Here is a 22508-nt window from a genome sequence, read left to right on the forward strand (position 1 = left end):
GCTAGAAGATAGTGGCCAAGCCGAACTGCAGGTAGGCGGCCAGGCTGAGCGTGGACAGCGACACGGCGAGCGGCGGCGCTGGCGTCCGCACCGTCCAACCGAGAAGCGGGCCAAGCGCCGCGATCAGCATGCCGAGCCATGGCCCGTTGCCGGCGAAGGCCAATCCGAGGGCGGAGAGACTGACCGCGCTGGCGATCATGGTGAGCGGGGCGGTTGCCACGGCAGCATCCGTTCTGGGGCTGAAGATGCTGATGAAGCGCGGCCAGCTGAGGGCGATGGTGAGAACCAGGAAGACGGGAGCGATCGTCTGGAGTTGCATCAGCGCGCTCCGACGGCCAAGCGGAAATAGCCATCGAGATGGCCGGCCTCGCCGGTGCCGCTCTGGCGTGCCGCAAGGGCGCTGCCGACAGCGATCAGGACAGGATTGTCATAGCCGATTTCCGCGATCCCACAGGCGACGGTTGAGAGTGTGCCGCGCCAATCGCGTTGTGTCGACCGGCTGACGTCGCTGATGATGATGGCCGGCGTTTCAGGCGACAGGCCTTCTTCGATCAACCGATCGGCGATAAGCGGCGCCGTCCTGCCGCCCATGTAAAAGACGGTCGTCGCATGCGGATCGGCGACGGTGGCCCAATCGACATTGGCCGGCAGCCCGCCATGCCGAGAATGGCCGGTGATGAAGCGGACGGATTGCGCATGGTCGCGGTGCGTCAGCGAGATCCCGAGGCGGGAGGCCATGGCGCTTGCGGCGGTGATGCCGGGGATGACATCGACCGGAATGTTCTCGCGATCAAGATGGGCAATTTCCTCGCCGGCGCGGCCGAAGATCATCGGATCGCCGGACTTCAGCCGCACGACACGCTTGCCTGCCTTGGCGAGCTTCACCATCATGTCGTTGATGTCTTCCTGGCGGCAGCTCGTGCGGCCGCCGCGCTTTCCCACCAGCATGCGCTTTGCCTCGCGCCGGGCAAGCTCCAACACCTCCGATGAAACCAGATCATCGAAGAGGATCACGTCGGCTCCCTGCAGGGCGCGAACGGCCTTCAACGTCAGAAGCTCCGCATCGCCGGGGCCGGCGCCGACCAGCGTCACACGACCCTTGGAGTGGGCGGGCGCTTCCCGAAGCCTTTCGGCTTCTTTGAGAAGCTGCCCGCCGACGCCCTCCTCCGGCGTGTCCGAACTTGAAAAGGCGCGCTCAACGAATCTCTCCCAAAAAGCGCGGCGCAAGGGGCCGGGCGCCAGCCGCTCGTTGATCCGGTCGCGTAGCGAGTGTGCCAATTCCGCCCAGCCTTTCAACGCCCGCGGCAGTAACGTCTCGATCCGCCGGCGGATTGCCTGGGCAAGGATCGGGGCGGCACCATCCGTTGAGATGGACACGACGACAGGCGAGCGGTTGACGATCGAACCGAACTGGAACTGGCAGAAGGCGGGCTTGTCTATGACATTGACCGGCACCCCGGCCATACGGGCGGCGGCGAATAAGGCTTCCGCCTCGTCATTCCCCTCGCAATCGGCGATGGCGATGGCAGCGCCGGTGAAGATCGTTTCATTCCATGCTTCGGCGTGATGGATGAAACTGCCCTGAGGGTGTTCGGCGCCTCGCAGGATCAGTTTCTCGAAGGTGTCGGAAAGCTCGTGCGCATAGATATGGACTTCCGCGCCGCATGCGGCGAGAAGCTCGGCCTTCCAGGCGGCGGCATCGGATCCGCCGGCGATGATCACGCGCTTGCCTTCGAGCGCCCAGAACACCGGCAGCTTGGCAAGCGGCTCCATGCGGGCGGGTGTTTCACTCCGCCGCGGCTGCAAGACATCCATCGATGATCCCCCTGATCTCGGCGCGGCAGGAGCCGCAGTTGGTTCCGGCGTTGAGTTCCTTGCCGACGGCTTCGACGCTGTGGCAGCCGCCACGAACGGCTGCGACGATCTGGTTGACGCCGACGCCAAAGCAGGAGCAGACGGTAGCGCCCGGATCAGGCTTGTCGGCACCCGGGCGACCGGCGACCAGAGCGAAGCGCTTGCGCAGATTGGTGTGCTCGGCGGTGAGCTGGGAGATCGCCCAGTTGCGGGCGACGGCCACCGGTTCGCGCGCCAGGAACAGGGCCGCAAGCAGTCGCTTGCCGTCGAAGAAGGCGAGCCTCAGATCGCCGGATTGCTGGTCGGCGTAGCCGAGTGGCTCGACATCGTCAGGGATAGCGAAAGTGGTGCGGCACCAGGCGCACCAGTCCTCGACCGGCCGGTCGAAGGCGAGCTCCACCCGCCACCCGCCTTCGGCCTTTGCCAACGCCCAATACGCGGCATCGAGATTGTCCGGCTTGACTTGGGAGACCGCAAAGCCGTAGCGCGCCGCTTTGAAGCGTTGGGCAGCGACTGCGACATTTTTCGAGGCGGGTTGGCCCGAGAGCGCATCGGTCAAAGGCGCGACGACGGCGTCGATGCGCGCCTTGGCGGCAAACTGATCGTTCCAGTGCATCGGCACGAAAATGCTGCCGCGGGCCTGCCGCTCCGTGATCAGGGCGCGAACCACGGCCGTGCCGTGTGGGCTTTCGATCTCGACAAGACCGGCATTGCCGACGCCGATCTCGATCGCGTCACGTGGATGAAGCTCGGCGAAGGGCTCGGCGATGTGGGATGAAAGCCGCGCACTTTTACCAGTGCGCGTCATCGTATGCCACTGGTCGCGGATACGGCCGGTGTTCAACGTGAAGGGATAGTCGGCGTTGGTGCGATCCGAGGCGACCGGTTTGACGGCGATGAAGCGTGCCTTGCCGTCGGCGTGGTAGAAGCCGCCATTGGCGAAGAAGCGGGTCTCACCATTCTCTTGACCCGCCGGCTGTGGCCACTGGAAGGGAGGCAGTTCGTCATAGGCCTGTAGATCCATGCCGACATATGCGCCGATGTCGAAGTCGCGATTGCCGTTGTTCTCGAAGGCGGAGAGGGTGGCGTGTTCGTCGAAGATCTCTGCGTTGGAGGCGAAGTCGAAGGCCTGGGAAAAGCCCATCCGTTTGGCCACCTCGGCAAGCTGCCACCAGTCGGCCCGGGCTTCTCCGGGCGCATCGAGGAAGGAGCGCTGGCGGGAGATGCGACGCTCGGAATTGGTCACCGTACCGCTCTTTTCGCCCCAGCCGAGCGAGGGCAGAAGGACGTGCGCGTGACGCGCGGTATCGGTGTCCTTCAGGACGTCGGAGACGACGACGAAGGGACAGGCCTTGATGGCGGCCTCGACGGCGTCGGCATCCGGCATGGAAACGACCGGGTTGGTCGCCATGATCCAGAGCGCCTTGATCCGTCCGTCCGCAACGGCCCTGAACATATCGACCGCCTTCAGGCCCGGCTTTTCGGCAATCGTCGGCCCACCCCAGAAGCGCTGGACGCGGTCGCGATCCTCGGCGCTTTCGATTGCCATGTGGGCGGCCAGCATGTTGGCAAGCCCGCCGACCTCGCGCCCGCCCATGGCGTTCGGCTGGCCGGTGAGCGAGAAGGGTCCCATGCCGGGCCGGCCGATCCGGCCGGTGGCGAGATGACAGTTGAGGATGGCGTTGACCTTGTCGGTGCCCGACGAGGACTGGTTGACGCCCTGGCTGTAGCAGGTGACGGCCTTCTCAGTCGTGGCAAAGAGGCGGTAGAATTCGCGAAGCTGCATGGCTGGCAGGCCGGTCAGTTCCAGCACCTCGTTGAAGGAGATCCCGGAGGCAGCCGTAAAGGCCTCGGCAAAGCCGTTGGTATGTTCGGCAACGTAGTTCTGGTCGATGGCGTTGCTTGCGATCAGATGCTCGAAAAGGCCGACAAAAAGAGCGACGTCGCTGTCCGGGCGGATGGCAAGGTGCAGATCGGCGATATCGGCGGTCATCGTGCGCCGTGGATCGATGACGACGACTTTCATGCCGGGGCGTGCTGCTTTGGCGGCGGCCAGTCGCTGATAGATGACCGGGTGGCACCAGGCGAGGTTCGAGCCGGTGAGGATCACCAGATCGGCGAGCTCCAGGTCCTCATAGGTTCCCGGCACGGTATCCGAGCCGAAGGCGCGGCGGTGGCCGGCGACGGAGGATGACATGCAGAGCCGCGAATTGGTGTCGATGTTGGCCGAGCCGATGAAGCCTTTCATCAGCTTGTTGGCAACATAGTAGTCCTCGGTCAGCAGCTGGCCGGAGACGTAGAAGGCAACGGAATCGGGACCGTGCTTCGCGATGGCATCCGAAAATCGTTGCGCGAGGAGGTCAAGCGCCTGTCCCCATTCCGCCCGCTCCCCCGAAACCTCCGGGTGGAGGATGCGCCCGTCGAGATCGACGGTTTCGCCAAGCGCCGAGCCCTTCGAGCACAGCCGCCCGAAATTGGAGGGGTGGTCTGGGTCGCCCTTGACGGAAACCTTGCCGTCGTCTGCGACCTTGGCGATGACGCCGCAGCCGACACCGCAATAGGGACAGGTTGTCTTGACCTCTGTTTCCATCATTCGGCCGCCATCATCAGGCTTTCGAGCGCGATGAAGAGGGCGCCGTTTTCGTTGCGCACCGGGATGGTCCGCACTTCGCCCTCATCGGCGCCCAGCGCCTTGCCGGTTTCGAGCGAGATCACCCAGTTATGCAGCGGGCAGGTGACGGCCTTGGCATGGACGATGCCTTGGGAGAGCGGCCCGCCCTTATGCGGGCAGTGGTCCTCGATGGCGAAGATCTCGTTTTCGGCCGTGCGGAAGACGGCGATCTTGCCCTGGGGTGTCTTCACGCAGCGGGCCCCCCGCAGCGGAATTTCGGAGATGTCGCCGATTGCAATCCAATTCATGTCCATCTCCTTACTCAGCGGCCTGCGGGTAGCCGATCGTCGCCATCGGCTTGAACTCATGCTTGTCCTTGCCGGAGACGCGCTCCGACCAGGGGTCGACCTGGGCGAATTTTTGCGAGAAGACGAAGCGGTCGTAATAGGCTTGGCGCTTTTCGGCATCGCCCATGATCTGGCGGCGGATTTCCTCCAGGCCGACACGCTTCGCCCATTTGTAGATGCGCTCGAGATAGCGGGCCTGCTCGCGGTACATCTGCGTCAGCGCCACGATATGCTCCAGCGCTTCGTCCTCGGTCTTCAGGAGGCCGAGAACCTCGGTGCCCTTGATGTCGAGGCCCGCAGCACCGGCGAAATGGATCTCGAAACCGCTGTCGACGCAGATCACGCCGATGTCCTTGCAGGTCGCTTCGGCGCAATTGCGCGGGCAGCCCGAGACCGCCATCTTCAGCTTGGCCGGCGTCCAAGACCCCCACATGAACTTCTCGATGCGGATGCCGAGGCCGGTGGAATCCTGCGTGCCGAAGCGGCACCAGTCGGAACCGACGCAGGTCTTCACCGTGCGCAACCCCTTGGCGTAAGCCTGTCCGGAAACGAAGCCGGCCTTGCCGAGATCGGCCCACACCGCCGGCAGGTCTTCCTTCTCGATGCCCAGCAGGTCGATGCGCTGGCCGCCCGTCACCTTCACCATCGGGATTTCGAACTTGTCGACGACATCGGCGATGGCGCGCAGTTCGTTGGAGTTCGTCACGCCGCCCCACATGCGTGGAACGACGGAATAGGTACCGTCCTTCTGGATATTGGCGTGGACACGCTCGTTGATGAAGCGCGACTGGTAGTCGTCGGCATACTCATCCGGCCAGTCGCAGACGAGGTAGTAGTTGAGAGCCGGACGACACTTGGCGCAGCCGCACGAGGTCTTCCATTCGAGTTCCTGCATGACGGCAGGGATGCTCTTGAGGCCCTTGGCCTTGATCAGGCGGCGCACGTCGTCGTGGCCGAGTTCGGTGCAGGTGCACATGGGCTGGACGGCGGCCGGGTTGTAGCTGTCGCCGAGGGTCAGCGTCATCAGCTTTTCTACGAGGCCGGTGCAGGAGCCGCAGGACGCGGAAGCCTTTGTGTGGGCACGCACGTCGTCGAGCGACGTCAGGCCCCTAGCTGTGATCGTCGAGGTGATCTTGCCCTTGCAGACGCCGTTGCAGCCACAGATTTCCGCGTCATCCGGCAAGGCTGCAACGGCCGCCATAGGGTCCAGCGGCGACCCTCCCTGATAGGCTTGACCGAAGATCAGCGTTTCGCGCATCTCCTTGATATCGGTCTGTTTCTTTTTCAAATCGTTGAACCAGGCGCCGTCGGCGGTTTCGCCGTAAAGGACGGTGCCGATGATCTTGTTGTCCTTCAGCACGAGGCGTTTGTAGACGCCGGCCGAGGCATCCCGCAGCACGATTTCCTCACGGTCGTCGCCATCGGCAAAGTCGCCGAGCGAGAACAGTTCGATGCCGGTGACCTTGAGCTTGGTCGGGGTGTCGGAATGCACGAAGGCGGCAGAGCGGTCGCCCGACAGATGCGAGGCGGCGACGCGGGCCATCTCGTAGAGCGGTGCGACAAGGCCGTAGACCATGCCGCCAACTTCCGCGCACTCGCCAAGCGCCATGATGCTGCCGTCCGAGGTCTGCATGCCATCATCGACGACGATGCCGCGGTTGACGGCAATGCCGGCATCCTTTGCGAGCCCGACGCTCGGGCGGATACCGACCGCCATGACGACCAGGGTTGCCGGAATGATGCGGCCGTCGTCGAGCTCGATGCCCTCGACTTTGCCGTTGCCGACGATCGCCTTGGTATTGGCCTTGGTGATGACCTTGATGCCGCGTTCTTCAACGGCCTTCTGCAGGAGATAACCGGCCGCCGGATCGAGCTGGCGCTCCATCAGTGTCGGCATGACGTGCAGGACGGTGACGTCCATGCCGCGCGACGCAAGGCCGGCCGCCGCTTCGAGGCCGAGCAGGCCGCCGCCGATGACGATCGCTTTCTCGCGCGACTGGGCGGCAAGCAGCATCGCCTGCACGTCGTCGAGGTCGCGGTAGGTAATGACGCCGGGCAGATCCTTGCCGGGCACAGGGATGATGAAGGGCACCGAGCCGGTGGCAATCACCAGCTTGTCGTAGCTTTCAACGACGCCGTGATCGGAGGTGACCGTCTTGGCGGCACGGTCGATCGCAACGATCTTGTGGCCCTTGTAGAGCGTAATGCCGTGCTTGATGTACCATCCATCGCCGTGGATGATGATCTCTTCATACTCCTTCTCGCCGGACAGAACCGGCGAAAGCATGATGCGGTCGTAGTTGACGCGCGGCTCGGCGTTGAAGATCGTGACCTGATATTGGCCCGGTGCCTTTTCGAAGAGGTGCTCGAGCATGCGCCCGGGCGCCATGCCGTTGCCGATGATGACAAGCTTCTTGGTCATAGTTTTCAGGTCCTCAAAATCAGGTGGCAGCGACGGCTTGTGCGGAGAGGCCCCGGCGGTCGAGCTGCCTGACCGACAGGTGCATCCAGACCAGCGAGATGACGACGATCGCGAAGAGCAGCATGAAACAGCTCGACCACAGGCCGGTCATGTCCTTCAGGAGGCCAAAGGCGATCGGCAGGATGAAGCCGCCAAGGCCGCCCATCATGCCGACGATGCCGCCGACCGCGCCGACGCTTTCGGGGTAGTAGGCGGGGATGTGCTTGTAGACGGCAGCCTTGCCAAGGCTCATGACGAAGCCGAGGGCAAAGATGACGACGATGAAGACGACAGGCGTGATCCCGAGTGCGGAGCCGGTGCCGGCGGCCGGGAGCGAAAGGATCAGGGTTGCCACAGCCGACACGGCAAACATGACGTACATGACGCTGCGAGCGCCCTTCTTGTCGGAGAGAACGCCGCCGAAGGCGCGGAAAATGCTGCCCGGAATGGAATAGGCGGCGGCGACCATGCCGGCGACGCCCAGATTGAAGCCGTAGACACCAACCAGATAGCGGGGCAGCCACAGCGACAGGGCAACGAAGCCGCCGAAGGCGAAGAAGTAATAAAGCGAGAAGCGCCAGACCTGGGCGTTCTTCAGCGGTGCGAACTCCTGCAGGAGGCTCTTGGAGGCGACGCCGCGCTCGCGGCGGAGGCGGAAGGCCGGATCATCCGTCGTGGTGAACCAGAAGACGATCGCCATCAGCGCCAGGCCGATGGCCCAGATCTGCGCAACAGCCTGCCAACCCCATGCAATCAGGATGAACGGGGCGGCGAACTTGGTCACAGCAGCGCCGACATTGCCGGCGCCGAAGATGCCAAGTGCTGTTCCCTGCTTTGCCGCCGGAAAGAATGGCGAAACGTAGGCGACGCCGACCGCGAAGGAACCGCCGGCAAGCCCGACGCCGAGGCCGGCAATCAGCATCTGCGTATAGGTGTGGGCATAGGAGAGGAGGAAGGTCGCCACGGCGGCGGCCAGCATGGTGAGCGTGTAGACGAGGCGGCCACCGTAACGGCCGGTCCAGATGCCAAGCACGATGCGAACCAGCGAACCGGTCAGGACTGGCGTGCCGACCAGCAATCCGAACTCGGCCTCATTCAGGCCAAGCTCCTGTTTGATGCGGATGCCAATGATCGCGAAGATCGTCCACACGGCAAAACAGAGGGTGAAGGCAATCGTGGACATCCACAATGCTTTGGCTGGTTCGCCGGCGGACATCGACTGCGTACTCTTGATAACAGACATGGCTTCTCCGGGGCCCGACAAGGTCGTGCCGATCCATCGCTAGGGGTTAAAAACAAAAAGCCGCTGGTCAGGGCGCATGCACCTGAGGTGCGCGAAATATCCTGATCAGCGGCTTTGCTGTGAGCGCCCGTCGTTGGACGCCGAATTCGTGGCCTCGTGGCCTGCCCATAGCAAAGCAAGAGCCGTGCCAGTTTATTCAAGTGTTTGTTTTTTAAAGATTAAAATCGATACCGCAAATCGGGACGGCATCTCGGCATCAGCGCATATGCAGCAGCGGATCTAAAAATTGTGCAATGCGCATAAAATAAGCGCGCGGTTAGGATCGGCTCTGAGCCGCAATGTAGCCATCCACGTCATCGGGATCGAACAGGTTACCGTCGAAGAAGCCATCCGGCCCGAGCGTCAGCGCGCCGCTGGATCCGACGGGCGTTTCGGTGCGAAGCGCGCCTTCCACCTTGGAGCTTGCGGCCGGCATGGCGACGTTCAACGTCCGCAGCGCGTTTCGGTAGATATCCGGCCTGTAGGTGTCATTGGCGATCTGCTGATGCTGCGCCGTATGTTCGATGTGCCCCCAGCGAACCATCTGCGTGTAAAACCACAGGGCGTGGCTTTTCCATGGGAATGTCGCGGCCTTGGCATTGGGGACGAAGAAGTCCTTTACGTTCCGGATCTCGCCCCCGCCGGTATGCAGAAGGCCGGTCAATGCGGGCAGCAGGTCTTCAGCAGGCCGGTTCACATAGGCGGGCCTCGCCAGCAGATCGGCAAGCTCCAGGTGGTTGGCGGCGTCCGCGCACCAGAGGGAGGCCTTGTAGAGCGCTTGCAGAAGGGCAGCCAAGGCCTTGGGATGGCCATCGGCCCAACGGCTGTTGACGCCGAGCACCTTTTCCGGGCTCGATTTCCAGATGGCCGCCTTGGCCGTCGCCAGATGCGCGCCATTGTTGAGCACGCCAAGTGTATTCCAAGGTTCGCCTGCGCAATAGCCGTCGATGAGGCCGGCCGTCAGGGCATCCGCCATGTCAGGGGGAGGCAAGATGCCGATCTCCACTTGCCGATCGGGATCGATGCCGCTCGCAGACAGCCAGTAGCGCAGTTCGTAGTTATGGCCCGAGTAGGGGTGGACGACGCCGAAGCGGAGCCGGTCTCCTTTGCGGCGATCGATGACCTGCTTCAAGGCAAGGCCGCTGGAGCGCGCATCGAGATCGGGCGAGGCGCCGCATTCGGCCATCTCGCTCCATAGACCGGCAGAGACAGTCACGGCATTGCCGCCAAGTCCAAGGGCCATCGGTACGATCATGCGCGGGGCCGGTGCGGTCAGTCCCAGATTGCAGGCGATCGGCATGGGGGCGAGAATATGCGCCACGTCGAAATGGCTGACCGCAAGTCGGTCGCGAATCGTCGCCCAAGAGCGTTCACGCACGAGCGCCAGCTCGATTTCCTGTGCCTGTGCAAAGCCCTTTTCCTTGGCCGCGACCAGTATGGCGCTGTCGAGAAGCGGCAGAAAGCCGGCGGTAATCTGATGTGTGCTCGTCATGCGTCGGTTCCCGGATCCAGAAGGCTTGCAGCGGTAATCAGGCTTTGGGCGATCTCGACGATCTTCCTGTTCTGGTTCATGGCCGTTCGCCGCATGAGCGCATAAGCTTCGTCCTCCGTCAGGCCGCGGGATCGCATCAGCAATCCCTTCGCCCGGTCGATAAGCTTGCGGTTTTCCAGTTCGCCGCGCGTCTCCTCCAGCTCGCGGTTCAGGCGCGAGAAGGCATTGAAGCGGCTGATCGCCATCTTCAGGATCGGGCGCACCCGTTCCTGCTTGAGGCCATCGACGATATAGGCGGAAACACCAGCCTCGACCGCCGCCTCGATGGAGGCTTCGTCCGACTTGTCGACGAACATCGCAATGGGGCGTTTTACCGCGCGCGAAATCTGGAAGATGCTTTCCAGCATGTCGCGGTTCGGGTTCTCGATGTCGATGACGATGACATCGGGGTTGATCTCCATGATGCGCCTCGCAAGGCCATTCATGTCGTCGATGATGGTGACATTGTCATAGCCCGCTTCGCGCAGGCCGACCTCGATGATCGACGCGCGGATGCTGTTCTCGTCGATGACGAGGACGTTGAGGTCGCTGGGCTTGGAAGAACGGTTGGCCACAGGTCTACCGCCGTTCACTGAGATCCGGGACGCGCGTTAGTTCAGATAGCGCCGGTGTCGGTATCGGGGAAGGTGCCATGCTGTCGTTGCGCTGCCCTGTGGCTCTGAGGCTTCTGGTGTGCCCGTCGTGCGGCCATTGAATGCGCGAATGGCGCCTCAAAATCAAGCAGTTTTTAGTATGCCTATTTAATGGGCTTCGTTCTGGCGTCGCCGAATTGCCTTCGGCGCCCAAAACAAGAAAGCCGCCGATGGATCGGCGGCTTTTGAGAAAGTGCGCAGAAATCAGCCTTCCGGCGGCGCCTCGATCATGCCGAGCGCGTGCAGATAAGTGTCGAGGATTGCGTCCTCTTCCATGCGTTCCTGCTCGTCCTTCTTGCGGAGCGCAACGACCTTCTTGAGGATCTTGGTATCGAAGCCCATGCCTTTTGCTTCGCCGTAGACGTCCTTGATGTCGTCGGCGATGGTCTTCTTTTCTTCTTCCAAGCGTTCAATGCGCTCCACAAAAGCGCGGAGCTGGTCGCGGGCGACGCCATGAGCATCAGACATCGTGTTCTCCTGATAGAGGGTGGGAAATTCGGATGGCGTTGACTGCCGCGAAGCGTGTCCGGGGTCAAGCCGATTCAGCCGCCAGAGATTTATTTGTGCGGCTTGTTCAGTTCAAAAGCGGCTTTTTGCTCCGCCGAGGCGTCGTTCTGGTGAAGGTTCTTCCAATCTTCATATGGCATGCCATAGACGATTTCGCGCGATTCGTCCTTTGACAGCGGAACCCCTTCGGCCTCGGCCGCCTCGCGGTACCAGTTGGACAGGCAGTTGCGGCAGAAGCCGGCCAGATTCATCAGATCGATGTTCTGCACATCGCCTCGTTCGCGCAGATGCGCCACGAGGCGGCGAAAGGCTGCAGCCTCGAATTCGGTCTGTTGTTGCTTGGTCAGGGCGGCCATTTTGGTCTCCTTCATTCGTACGGACCGGTGCGCGACATGTGGACATTATACTCGTGCAGTGCTGGATTGGCGTTCATTGTCTCGAAAATCGGCGCGAGACGCTTTGCCCATGCGGCAATGCCGGGCTCGTCGCCGATCAGATCCTGGCGCACCTCGAGCAGCGCGTGCGGGATGCCGGTCAGCATGCAATGCCGATACATCGTGTCACCCTTCAGTGCGCCATCGTAAGGTTCGTTGTCACCCACCACGAGATCGGGATCGCTGCGCAGCATATCAAGCAGGGGAGCGACTGCGCGATGATCGGTATCCCACAGAACCGCTGCGTGCCAGGGGCGGGGAAAGATTTTCCAGACCGGCGTATAGGAGTGAAGAGACAGAACGAGCGGGGCCTTGCCTGTCTTGTTCGCTACCCTGTCGATCGTTTCGCTGACGGCTTTGTGATAAGGCCGGTGGAACGTTTCGACCCGGTAATTCCACTCCTCAGCGGTGATCGGATGATTGCCCGGAACGATCGCGCCGTCTGATATCTTCATGATCAGTGTCGGGTCGTCCTCGCCACGATTGGGATCAATCAGCAACCGTGAAAAGCCGCCCAGCACGGCCGGCACGCCGAGCTTCGCCGACAAGTTCCTTACGAGTCCTTCAATGCCGATGTCATAGGCAATATGGCGCTCGAATGCACTGTCCGGCAAGCCAAGCCTGCCATAGCGCTCGGGCAATCGGTTCCTCGCGTGATCGCCGAGCAGCACCATGCCTTTGTGATGATCGCCGGCTAATAGTTCGAATGCTTTGAAAGTGCTCATGAAGGAAATGGCCGATCGCAGATTGTGGGGCTGCCTCTGATCGCACGGGCCATGGGCTGGTTCAAGCGCGCTCGACAAGCAAAGGCTGCAGCCCGGTCCAAGTACGGTTGAAGATCCGGAATATAATCGATTAGCATTGCGTTGACATTCGCCGGGAGGCAGCGCAAGAAGGCACACCTAAAGAAATAACCGGGAGCCCATTGGAAGTCGTGTTGATTCAGACCGCGCCAAGTTTCCTTACGCGTTCCGGGCCGCTTGCCCGTTTTGCATTGTTTGTTCTCGCGGCTTTCTCGCCGTTTTTTATTGCTGATGTAGCCCGCGCCGATTTCCGCGTGTGCAACGGAACGCAGAATCTGGTGGGCGTGGCGATCGGGTATCGAGCCAAGGATGGCTGGATGACGGAAGGCTGGTGGCAGGTGCCGGCGACGACTTGCGCGACGCTGATCGAAGGCGAGTTGCAGTCGCGATATTACTATCTCTACGCCGAAGACGCCGCTCGGGGAGGCCGATGGACGGGTGACGTGCAGATGTGCGTGGCGGAAAACGAGTTCAAGATCACGGGTGTCAATGATTGTTATGCCCGTGGCTATCAGAAGATGGGGTTCAAGGAATATGACACGGGCCGCCAGGGCAGCTGGATGGTTCAACTTTCCGATACCCCCGGCACGCAAGAAAGCCCGAATTGATGAAGCGTAACCGCAAAATTAAAATCCTCGCCACGCTCGGACCCGCCTCGTCCGAGGAATCGATGATCGAGAAGCTGCACCAGGCCGGTGCGGATGTCTTCCGCATCAACATGAGCCACGCCAGCCATGACGTTATGCGCACACTGATCAAGCGCATCCGCGCCGTCGAGGCGCGTTCGGGCCGGCCGATCGGCATTCTCGCCGATCTGCAGGGTCCGAAGCTGCGCGTCGGCAAGTTTGCCGAAGGCAAGGTCGATTTGAAGCCGGGCGACACGTTTACGCTCGACAACAAGGATGTTCCCGGCGACGCCAGCCGTGTATTCCTGCCGCACCCGGAAATCCTGGAATCGGTGCAGCCCGGCCACCGGCTGCTGATCGATGACGGCAAGCTCGCACTGCGCGCTGAAAAGTGCGACGGCAAGAGCATCGTCACGACGGTTATTTCAGGCACGAAGATCTCCGACCGAAAGGGCGTCAGCCTTCCCGACACGCTGCTCACCGTCGGCGTTCTGACGGACAAGGATCGTACTGACCTCGCAGCCGTTCTCGAAACCGACGACGTCGACTGGGTCGCGCTTTCCTTCGTGCAGCGCCCGGAAGATCTGGCCGAAGTGCGCAAGATCGCACGCGGCCGCGTCGGCATCATGTCGAAGATCGAAAAGCCGCAGGCGATCGAGCGCATCGAGGAAATCATCGAGCTTTCCGACGCGCTGATGGTTGCTCGTGGCGATCTTGGCGTCGAAATGCCGCTCGAATCCGTGCCGGGCATCCAGAAGCAGCTGATCCGCGCCTGCCGTCGCTCCGGTAAGCCGGTTGTCGTCGCGACGCAGATGCTGGAATCGATGATCTCCGCGCCGGTTCCGACGCGCGCCGAAGTGTCCGACGTTGCGACCGCCGTCTTCGAAGGCGCCGATGCGGTCATGCTGTCGGCCGAATCCGCGTCCGGTGACTATCCTGTCGAAGCGGTCGCGACGATGGCGTCGATCGCCAGCGCCATCGAGCGCGAGCCGCACTATCCGGGCATCATCTATGCGCAGCGCGCCCAGCCCGAGGCAACCGGCGCCGACGCGATTTCGCTCGCCGCCCGCCAGATCGCCGAGACGCTGCGTCTGTCGGCCATCGTCTGTTACACCTCATCAGGCACAACGGGTCTGCGCGCCTCCCGCGAGCGCCCGCAGGTGCCGATCCTGGCGCTGTCGCCCGTTATCCAGACCGCACGCCGGCTGGCCATCGTCTGGGGCCTGCACTGCGTTGTCACGCATGACGCAACCGACCTCGACGACATGGTCAACCGCGCCTGCCGTATCGTCGCCGATGAAGGCTTCGGCAAGCCGGGCGACCGGATCATCATCTCGGCCGGCGTGCCGCTCGGAACGCCTGGCGCGACCAACATGCTGCGTATCGCCTATATCGGCTCCGACGGCCAGAGCGGCGTCTGAGACTTTCCCTAGGGGTTGAACGAAAGCCCGTCGCCGGACACAAGCGGCGGGCTTTCTGTTTTTGGTCCACGCGATGCTCCCTTGCGTGTGGCGCATGCGCATGCAAGTCTCCCGTGCCGAGATTGGGAGGGCATCATGCAGACAGTCACGCTTCTTGCGTTCGCAGCCGTTTCCTTCGTTGGCATCGCCACGCCGGGACCAACGGTGCTTCTGGCGATGACCAATGGTTCGCGTTACGGCGTCAGGCGTGCCGCCGCCGGCATGGTTGGAGCGGTGCTCTCGGATTTTGTACTGATCGGGGCCGTTGCGATCGGTCTCGGCGCGCTGTTGGCGGCGTCGGAATTCTGGTTCTCGGCGCTCAAATATGTCGGCGCCGCCTATCTGGCTTTTCTCGGCATCATGATGCTGCGGTCGAAAGGTACGATCGATGCCGCCTCGAAGCAGGGGGCGGTGGCGGCGGGCGGAACGCCGGCTTCGATCGCCCTGAAGAGCTTCATGGTCGCGGTCACCAATCCGAAGGGCTACCTCTTCTTTTCGGCCTTCCTGCCACAGTTCATCGATCCGACCAGCCCGCAGGCGGCGCAATATGCCGTGCTCGCACTGGTGTTCGCCTCCCTCGATTTCATCATCATGCTTGCCTATGCCGTGTTCGGCGCGCAGGCCGTCCGCTTCCTCAAGACGAAGGCAGCGCTTTGGCTTGAACGTGCCTGTGGCGGCGCGCTGCTTGCGCTGGCTGGTTCGCTCGCGCTCTATCGTCGGGCGACGGTGTGACTTAGGGCAGGGAAACGTGCCCGACCCGATAGATCTGGCTTGAGCCTGCAATGAGCGGAGCCGATCGCTGCAGGCTGAAGCGCACCAGCGTCCACCTGGTCGGCTCGAAGGCTGAAACCGAGGCGAGGACGTCAGCCTGTCGTGCTTGGCGTTGCGCCCGTCTGGCTTCCTCGTCTCTGATGTCGGCGAGCGCGGAATAGGGCTCGATGGCGATCACCTCCTCGGCAGCGAATTTAGCATCTGCCAACGCGGGTGCGGTTTCGGCGTGCCATATGATCCAAGTCTTCACGCGGGGCCAGCCGAAGGACTGTGTCAGTCCTTCGAAGCCGGGTCCGGTGAGAAAGTCGCTAGCACCATACGGCTGCTGCCAGAGATAGAAGGGTGCATAGAGGTTTTCGCGGGATCCGAACTCGCCCTTGCGAGCGCTGAGATAGGCCTTGAAACCGAGGCCGGGAGATCCGTCCAGCATCGGCCCCTTGTCGCGGATGCGCCGGTCGATGATCGACATGTCATAATCGGCCGGCAGGGTGAACCTGTATTGCATCGCCATCATGGGAGAACCTACACCGGCTCAAGCCAGTCGACGAAGCGGCCGGCTTCGGCGGCCTGGATGCTGAGATAGCTGAACGGGCTGTCGGGTCCGGCACCGTGCCGGTGCTTCTCGCCGGCGGCGAACCAGACGGCGTCTGCGGTCCGCAACTCCTCGATCGCGCCGCCATCGCGCTGCGCCAGGCCCTTGCCGGATAGAATATAGAGCAGCTGCCCGCGCGGATGCGCGTGCCAGCGGGTGATCGTACCGGTATCGAGGCTCGCCCGCATCGCCGTGTTCTCGCCATCGGCTGCTCCCTCCAGCAGCATCTCCACCCAGAACGGCGCAGTGGCGCTGCCGACAGGCGAGCGAACGGCATTCCCTGGCCGGCGGATCGTCATGCGTTCGGGATTGCCCGTCATGCTGCACTCCCGAATGCGCTGGCTTCCCGGCCCGGTTCGCTCATCTGCGCCTTTCCATCGCCGAACGACCACTCATCCGGCGATGTGGTGGTGACGACGATCATGACGTCTTCCGGCCGGATGCCGGGCGACTGTCCGAGAAGCTCGGCGGCGCGCTTGAAGAACGTCTGGCGGGCCTCCGTCGAGCGAGGCTTCCCCGCGGTGATTGCGAAAAGCACGAAGTCGTCGGAGCGAGGCCCGGCGAGATAGTTGCGATCGAAGATCAGTTCGCCCTCTTCATGCTGATGAATAGCCTGGAAGCGGTCGGTCGCCGGCACGTTGAACGTCTCGACCATGGCGCGATGTATGCTGTCCGAAACGGCGCGAAGGTACTCCGGCGACTTGCCACGCAGGAGAGAGATACGAACGAAAGGCATGACAGCCTCCTCTCAGTGAGTTCTTGACAGGAGGAGCATCGCACGTCACGATAATGCATAAAATCGGAATTTTATGGATCAGTTATCCACAAATACGGGACTGTTTAGTTGCGACGGACGATCTTCGATCTCGATGTGCTGAGGACCTTTGCGACCGGAATGGAGCTTGGCAACTTCGCGAGAGCGGCCGACCGGCTCGGCCGCTCGACCTCGGCCGTCAGCGCCCAGTTGAAGAAGCTGGAGGAACAGGCAGGAACGCCGATCTTCCGCAAGGCCGGGCGCGGCCTTGCGCTCACAGATGCCGGCGAGACGATGCTGGCCTATGCGCGTCGGCTGCTCGAGCTCAATGACGAGGCGGCTGCCGCCGTACAGAGCATAGAGCTCGAGGGCTGGGTGCGGCTCGGATTGCAGGAGGATTTTGGCGAGACCCTGCTGCCCGATGTACTCGGCCGTTTCGCACGTGCGCATCCGAAGGTCCGCATCGAGGCACGGGTTGTGCGCAATGTCGAACTGATCGAGCGCGTCACCTCGGGAAAGCTCGATCTGGCGCTGGCATGGAGCGATGGCACGCTGACGCCACATTGCGACAAGATCGCCGACGTCCCGATGCGTTGGATCGGACCGGCGGAAGGGACGATCGACTGGAGCCTCGGCAGCGGCGAGCCGCTGCCGCTTGCCTCGCTGGAGGCCCCGTGCCTGTTGCGCACCGCGGCAACGAAGGCGCTCGATGAAGCTGGCATTTCCTGGCGCCTTTCCTTCGTCAGCCCGAGCCTTGGTGGATTGTGGGCGGCGACGGCCGCAGGCCTCGGCATTACCATCCGGACGCCGATCGGACTGCCCCGGAAGGTCAGGCCACTTGTTGCGAAGGAGGCCAGCTTGCCGGAGCTCCCGTCGCTCGGTCTTGTCCTGCATCGTGCCGAGGCGGAGCCCGGGCCAGCGGCGGCCCGGCTTGCGTCAATCATGCTTCAATCAGTCGGCGAGGCCGTCGCCGATGTCGTGCCGCAGGCCGTCCGCCCGGCCGCGCGAGCCTACGCCTGATATTCGCGCCGCGCGTTGCGGCGGATCGCCTGCGGCGGCTGACCGAAGGCGCGCAGGAAGGCGCGGCGCATCCTCTCGCGGTCGGCAAAGCCCGTTTCGGCGGCAACGACATCGATCGGATGCCGGCCCTGTTCCATCATCAGCCGCGCGGCCTCGAGGCGCAGGTTCTCCACCGCCTTTGCCGGCGATTGCCCGGTCTCGGCCCGGAACGTTCGGCTGAACTGGCGGGGGCTGAGGTGCGCCGCTTCCGCCAGCTCCTCGACGGAGAGCGCGTTCTTCAGGTTGCTGCGCGCGTGGACAAGCGCCTTCTGAATCCGGTCCGATTTCGGTTCCAGTTCCAACAACGCAGAGAATTGCGACTGGCCGCCGGCGCGGCGGTGGTAGACGACGAGCTTGCGGGCAACAGCGCGGGCAACCTCGGCGCCATGATCCTTCTCGACCATGGCAAGCGCCAGATCCACTCCGGCCGTCATGCCGGCCGAACTCCAGACGGAGCCGTCGATGATGAAGATGCGGTCTTCCTCGATCTTGATCCTGGGATAGCGCGATTGCAACTCGCGGGCGAGAAGCCAATGCGTCGTGGCGCGGCGACCGTCCAGAACACCCGCCTCGGCCAGCAGGAAGGCGCCGGTGCAGATCGATGCCACGCGGCGGGAGGCGGCAAGCGCGCTGCGGATGAAGTCGCTTTCGCCGGGGGTCGGCAGTTTGATGCCGACGGCACCTGACACCAGCAGCGTATCGAAGGCAGGATCGTCGAAGCGCGTCGTCTCGACAGTCACCCCGAAGGAGCCCGGCACCGGTCCTCCTGTCTGCGAGAGGTAGGAGATGTCGTAGACCTGTTCGTCGAGTTCGAGGTTGGTGAACTCGAAAGCCGAGATCGCCGCAAGGCTCATCATCTGGAAGCCGGGGAAGAGAAGGACCGCGATGCGCTGCATGCTCAAAACTCCGTTTGTCCTAAAAGGAGGTCTATATGACATTCAAGACATTGGCAATCGGGCGTATGACTCCTTGCAAGCAGACAGCAGGTGCTGTTGCTCGACATGGAGAACGACTATGACCGATCATCACAAGGGCACGGCTCTCGTTACAGGCGCATCGTCAGGAATCGGCGCCATCTATGCCCATCGACTTGCGACGCGTGGTTATGACCTCATTCTTGTTGCCCGCAACGCCGAACGCCTGTCCGACCTTGCAACGAAATTGACCAATGAAACGGGTAGGACGGTCGAGACGCTCCCCGCCGATCTCGGCAACCAAGTCGATCTGGCGCGTGTCGAGGGCGTGCTGAAGACGGACCGCAGCATCACGCTTCTCATCAACAATGCCGGTTTCGGCGGCACCGCGCCGCTGCTGGCCTCCGATGTCGACAAGATGCAGGCGATGGTCGATCTCAACGTCACAGCGTTGATGCGGCTGACCTATGCAGCCGTGCCTGGTTTTGTGGCGCGTGGCGGCGGTGCGATCATCAACATCGCCTCGATCGTCGCGATCGCGCCCGAAATCCTGAACGGCGTCTATGGGGCCAGCAAGGCCTTCGTTCTTACCTTCAGCCAGTCGCTGAAGCATGAGTTGGCGGACAAGAACATCCGCATCCAGGCCGTGCTGCCGGGAGCAACGGCGACCGAATTCTGGGGCATCGCCGGCACGCCGGTCGAGCACCTGCCGACCGAGATCGTCATGCAGGCGGAAGACATGGTGGATGCGGCTCTTATCGGCTTCGACCAAGGCGAATTCGCGACCATCCCAGCCCTCGAAGATGCCGGACTGCTGAAGGCCTACGAGGATGCACGCCGGGCGCTGATGCCGAACCTGTCACGGTCGGCACCGGCTACGCGCTACAAGGCTGCGTGAGGAAAGCGGTGAGGCAGGCTTGTCCTGCCTCTATCCATGCCGCGCCAGCGCGTCCGCGAATATCTCGGCATCGACGTTGCCGCCCGAGGTAACCACGATCACGTTGTCTTCTTCCAGCTGATCGCCATGGAACAGGGCTGCGGCAAGCGCCACCGCGCCGCCCGGTTCAACGACGATCTTCAGTCGTACAAAGGCGAGCGCCATGGCACGGAGCGCCTCCTCGTCAGTGACGACGACGCCGGCGCCCGCGAGGCGCTGCAGGATCGGGAAGGTGATGTTGCCGGGCTGCGGGGTGATGATCGCATCGCAGATGGAGCCGGTCATCGCTGCGTTGCGCTCGATCTTGCCCGAGGCAAGCGACCGCGTGAAATCGTCGAAGCCATCTGGCTCGCAGGGGCGCACGCGAAACGCAGGCGCGCTTGCCTCGAGCGCAAGCGCGATCCCCGATGACAGGCCACCGCCGCCGCAGGGGATCAACACCTCGGCCGACTTGATGCCTTCCTCTTCCGCCTGTTCTGCAATCTCGAGACCCGCCGTGCCTTGGCCGGCGATCACCTGGGGCTCGTCGAAGGGCTTGATCAGAGTCAGTCCACGTGCGGCCGAAAGCTCTGCGCCAATCGCGTCGCGGTCCTGTGTGGCGCGATCGTAGAGCACGACTTCGGCACCGAGCGCACGGGTGTTGGCGATCTTCAGTTTCGGCGCATCGGAGGGCATGACGATCACTGAAGGGATGCCATGCAGCTTCGCGGCGAGCGCAACACCCTGCGCGTGATTTCCTGACGAAAAAGCGATGACGCCGCGTGCGCGCACGGCAGGATCGAGCGCGGAAACGGCCGACCAGCCGCCGCGGAATTTGAAGGAGCCGGTATGCTGCAGGCACTCGGCCTTCACGAACACTCGCCGTCCGGCAAGCTCGTCGATGAAGGGAGAGGAGAGTAGCGGCGTGCGGCGCGCATGTCCGCGCAGGCGGGCGCGGGCGGCAACGATCATTTCAATGCTGGTCATGGAGACTCTTTCGAATGATGGTACGCCCATGCATAGGACCACACGCGACGCTTGTGAACGGTGACTTTGTCACCGTGACACGAAAAGTGTAGGCCGTGTATCGCGCTACGACACGATCCGGCAGGACGAGACGATCAGCATCAATGCTCAGTCGTTGCAGGCGGAGCTGGATTTCGGAGGTGGCGTCCATGCGCGTATCCGGTGATCAGTAGCCGCTGGCGGAACCCTCGGTGGCGCGGCTGTCCATCGCGCCATAATAGCGCGCGCCGCCGCCTTTCTCGATATCGGCGAGGCTTTTGCCCCCGACAAGGATACCGGCGGCCTGTCCCCATTGCGGCGGGCCGCTGCCGTCATCCAGCGTATGGCCCATCGCGATCAATGCCCGGATCGTATCGGGCGAGAGCGTGTAGGGCTCGAGATAGATCTTGTCCGGCTGCCACTGGTGATGGATGCGCGGAGCGTTGACCGCCTGGCTGATGTCCATGCCGAAATCGATGACGTTCAAAATCGCCTCGAGGGTGATGGTGATGATGCGTGAGCCGCCGGGGCTGCCGATCACCATGAAGGGCTTGCCGTTCTTGGTGACGATCGTCGGGCTCATGGAGGAGAGCGGCGTCTTCTTCGGTGCGATCGCGTTGGCTTCGCCCTGCACGAGCCCATAGAGGTTCGGAACGCCGGGCTTTGAGGTGAAGTCGTCCATCTCGTTGTTGAGAAGGATGCCGGTGCCGGGAGCCACAACGCCGGCGCCGAAGGATCCGTTCAGCGTGTAGGTGACGGCGACGGCGTTTCCTTCATCGTCTATGATCGAATAATGCGTGGTCTCGACGCTTTCCTTGGCGCCCAGCGGCCTCAAGTTGGCTGAAGCGCCTGATTTGTAGGGATCGATCTTGGCACGGATCGCCTTGGCGTAGCTCTTGTCGAGCAATGCCGACACCGGGTTCTCGACGAAATCGGGATCACCAAGCGCGGCGTTGCGGTCGACATAGGCATAGCGCATGGCCTCGACCATCAGGTGAACTGTCTCTGCCGAGCCGTAACCCAGGAAGGACAGCGGGTAGTCTTCCAGCACATTGAGGATTTCGCAGATAATGACGCCGCCCGACGAGGGGGGAGGCGAGGAGATGATGTCGTAGCCGCGGTAGCTGCATTCGACCGGTTTCAATTCACGCACCGCGTACTGCTCGAAATCCTCCTTTGCGAGAATGCCGCCTTTCGCCTGGCTCGCCTTGACGATCGCGTCGGCCGGCATGCCCTTGTAGAAGGCGTCAGGTCCTTTGTCGGCGATGTTGGAAAGAACGGCGGCAAGGTCGGGTTGCGCGAGCTTTTCGCCGATGGCATAGGGCTTTCCCTCCGCCTTCAGGAAGATTTTTGCTGCCGCCTCGTCCTTACCGAGCCGCTTGGCGCTGCCGGCGATGCTGGCCACGTCGCCCTGTTCCAGCGTGAAGCCTTCCTTGGCGTAGCGAATCGCCGGCGCCAAGAGATCCTGCCGCGACTTCGTGCCGTATTTCTCGCGCGCCATTTCGAAGCCCATCACGGAGCCGGGTACGCCGACGGCGAGATAGCCGTCGAGGCTGGCACGAGGGACGATATCGCCCTTGGCATCGAGATACATCGTCTTGGTGGCTGCCAGCGGCGCGCGCTCGCGGAAATCAAGAAATGTCGTCTTGCCGTCTTTCAGGCGGATTGTCATGAAGCCACCGCCGCCGATATTGCCGGCCGTCGGATAAACGACGGCGAGCGCGTAGCCGACGGCGACTGCGGCATCGACAGCATTGCCGCCGCTCTTCAGCACATCGACGCCGACATCGGTTGCCAGGTGCTGGGCGGTTACAACCATGCCGTGCTCGGCCTCAACGGGCGTGGGCGAGGCAGCGAGCGTCGGCGGTGCAAGAGCGAGTGACAGCGCGGCGACGACGGCAAATAGTCTGATGTGGGGGTGATCCATG

General features: G+C 62.7%; 22 protein-coding genes. 5 read left to right on the forward strand and 17 right to left on the reverse strand.

The annotated features are described in order from the left end of the window. Window position 1: 1 nt before the first annotated feature. The 11 genes from FHX09_RS04935 to FHX09_RS04985 all read right to left on the reverse strand — a co-directional run bounded on the left by FHX09_RS04935 (window position 2) and on the right by FHX09_RS04985 (window position 12405). Window positions 2-319: a hypothetical protein gene (locus tag FHX09_RS04935; RefSeq protein WP_132589180.1), complete on the reverse strand. Its 318-nt coding sequence runs from the start codon at window positions 317-319 to the stop codon at window positions 2-4. Beyond that, entirely contained in the window at window positions 319-1815 is a 1497-nt protein-coding gene (cysG, locus tag FHX09_RS04940; protein WP_132589181.1) for a siroheme synthase CysG, read from the reverse strand. Before cysG ends, FHX09_RS04935 begins: the two co-directional genes overlap by 1 nt. Continuing rightward, entirely contained in the window at window positions 1787-4444 is a 2658-nt protein-coding gene (locus FHX09_RS04945) for a nitrate reductase (protein WP_132589229.1), read from the reverse strand. Before FHX09_RS04945 ends, cysG begins: the two co-directional genes overlap by 29 nt. Then, entirely contained in the window at window positions 4444-4779 is a 336-nt protein-coding gene (nirD, locus tag FHX09_RS04950) for a nitrite reductase small subunit NirD (RefSeq protein WP_085990691.1), read from the reverse strand. The genes FHX09_RS04945 and nirD overlap by 1 nt, the downstream gene beginning before the upstream one ends. Window positions 4780-4783: 4 nt before the next feature. Further along, window positions 4784-7234 carry a nitrite reductase large subunit NirB gene (gene nirB / locus FHX09_RS04955; RefSeq protein WP_184449357.1) on the reverse strand — a complete coding sequence of 817 codons (2451 nt, stop codon included), beginning with the start codon at window positions 7232-7234 and terminating at the stop codon, window positions 4784-4786. Between the two features lie 19 nt (window positions 7235-7253). After that, entirely contained in the window at window positions 7254-8516 is a 1263-nt protein-coding gene (locus FHX09_RS04960) for a nitrate/nitrite transporter (protein ID WP_132589183.1), read from the reverse strand. A gap of 316 nt (window positions 8517-8832) precedes the next feature. Further along, window positions 8833-10047 (reverse strand): CmpA/NrtA family ABC transporter substrate-binding protein, encoded by a 1215-nt coding sequence (locus FHX09_RS04965; RefSeq protein WP_132589184.1) that lies wholly within the window; start codon window positions 10045-10047, stop codon window positions 8833-8835. After that, complete coding sequence (locus FHX09_RS04970) at window positions 10044-10661, reverse strand: ANTAR domain-containing response regulator (protein WP_037084447.1); 618 nt, start codon at window positions 10659-10661, stop codon at window positions 10044-10046. Before FHX09_RS04970 ends, FHX09_RS04965 begins: the two co-directional genes overlap by 4 nt. Window positions 10662-10943: 282 nt before the next feature. Beyond that, window positions 10944-11207, reverse strand: a complete 264-nt coding sequence (locus tag FHX09_RS04975) for a DUF2312 domain-containing protein (RefSeq protein ID WP_007527482.1) — start codon at window positions 11205-11207, stop codon at window positions 10944-10946. 89 nt (window positions 11208-11296) lie between these two features. Then, a complete protein-coding gene (locus tag FHX09_RS04980; RefSeq protein WP_132589185.1) occupies window positions 11297-11602 on the reverse strand; it encodes a DUF1244 domain-containing protein in 306 nt (101 codons plus the stop codon). Window positions 11603-11613: 11 nt separating this feature from the next. Further along, window positions 11614-12405 carry an N-formylglutamate amidohydrolase gene (locus tag FHX09_RS04985; RefSeq protein ID WP_184449359.1) on the reverse strand — a complete coding sequence of 264 codons (792 nt, stop codon included), beginning with the start codon at window positions 12403-12405 and terminating at the stop codon, window positions 11614-11616. A 200-nt stretch (window positions 12406-12605) separates the two neighbouring features. Between FHX09_RS04985 and FHX09_RS04990 the strand changes: the two genes are divergently transcribed. The 3 genes from FHX09_RS04990 (at window position 12606) to FHX09_RS05000 (ending at window position 15301) form a co-directional block, all read left to right on the forward strand. Then, window positions 12606-13091 carry a DUF1036 domain-containing protein gene (locus tag FHX09_RS04990; protein WP_007802470.1) on the forward strand — a complete coding sequence of 162 codons (486 nt, stop codon included), beginning with the start codon at window positions 12606-12608 and terminating at the stop codon, window positions 13089-13091. Next, window positions 13091-14530, forward strand: a complete 1440-nt coding sequence (pyk, locus tag FHX09_RS04995) for a pyruvate kinase (protein WP_132589187.1) — start codon at window positions 13091-13093, stop codon at window positions 14528-14530. The genes FHX09_RS04990 and pyk overlap by 1 nt, the downstream gene beginning before the upstream one ends. A gap of 135 nt (window positions 14531-14665) precedes the next feature. After that, window positions 14666-15301 (forward strand): LysE family translocator, encoded by a 636-nt coding sequence (locus FHX09_RS05000; RefSeq protein ID WP_132589188.1) that lies wholly within the window; start codon window positions 14666-14668, stop codon window positions 15299-15301. Window position 15302: 1 nt separating this feature from the next. On the opposite strand, the gene FHX09_RS05005 is transcribed toward FHX09_RS05000, so the two are convergent. Genes FHX09_RS05005 through FHX09_RS05015 form a run of 3 tightly spaced genes read right to left on the reverse strand, consistent with a single transcriptional unit; the run spans window position 15303 to window position 16668 of the window. Continuing rightward, a complete protein-coding gene (locus FHX09_RS05005) occupies window positions 15303-15854 on the reverse strand; it encodes a DUF4865 family protein (RefSeq protein ID WP_184449361.1) in 552 nt (183 codons plus the stop codon). A gap of 8 nt (window positions 15855-15862) precedes the next feature. Then, complete coding sequence (locus FHX09_RS05010; RefSeq protein WP_132589190.1) at window positions 15863-16252, reverse strand: cupin domain-containing protein; 390 nt, start codon at window positions 16250-16252, stop codon at window positions 15863-15865. Continuing rightward, window positions 16249-16668 (reverse strand): tautomerase family protein, encoded by a 420-nt coding sequence (locus tag FHX09_RS05015; protein ID WP_132589191.1) that lies wholly within the window; start codon window positions 16666-16668, stop codon window positions 16249-16251. The genes FHX09_RS05010 and FHX09_RS05015 overlap by 4 nt, the downstream gene beginning before the upstream one ends. A 108-nt stretch (window positions 16669-16776) precedes the next feature. Here FHX09_RS05015 and FHX09_RS05020 point away from each other — a divergent pair, with 108 nt between their 5' ends. Continuing rightward, a complete protein-coding gene (locus FHX09_RS05020; RefSeq protein WP_132589192.1) occupies window positions 16777-17706 on the forward strand; it encodes a LysR substrate-binding domain-containing protein in 930 nt (309 codons plus the stop codon). On the opposite strand, the gene FHX09_RS05025 is transcribed toward FHX09_RS05020, so the two are convergent. After that, entirely contained in the window at window positions 17697-18641 is a 945-nt protein-coding gene (locus tag FHX09_RS05025) for a GlxA family transcriptional regulator (protein WP_183719480.1), read from the reverse strand. The genes FHX09_RS05020 and FHX09_RS05025 overlap by 10 nt on opposite strands. Before the next feature lie 118 nt (window positions 18642-18759). On the opposite strand from FHX09_RS05025, the gene FHX09_RS05030 reads away from it, so the two are divergent. Further along, window positions 18760-19557 carry an SDR family oxidoreductase gene (locus tag FHX09_RS05030; protein ID WP_184449363.1) on the forward strand — a complete coding sequence of 266 codons (798 nt, stop codon included), beginning with the start codon at window positions 18760-18762 and terminating at the stop codon, window positions 19555-19557. 30 nt (window positions 19558-19587) lie between these two features. Here FHX09_RS05030 and FHX09_RS05035 read toward each other — a convergent pair whose 3' ends face one another. Continuing rightward, a complete protein-coding gene (locus FHX09_RS05035; protein ID WP_132589195.1) occupies window positions 19588-20562 on the reverse strand; it encodes a threonine/serine dehydratase in 975 nt (324 codons plus the stop codon). Window positions 20563-20767: 205 nt separating this feature from the next. Then, window positions 20768-22507 (reverse strand): gamma-glutamyltransferase, encoded by a 1740-nt coding sequence (gene ggt, locus FHX09_RS05040; protein ID WP_184449365.1) that lies wholly within the window; start codon window positions 22505-22507, stop codon window positions 20768-20770. Window position 22508 lies beyond the last annotated feature (1 nt).

Source organism: Rhizobium sp. BK538, assembly GCF_014197575.1.
Classification (GTDB): Bacteria; Pseudomonadota; Alphaproteobacteria; order Rhizobiales; family Rhizobiaceae; genus Rhizobium.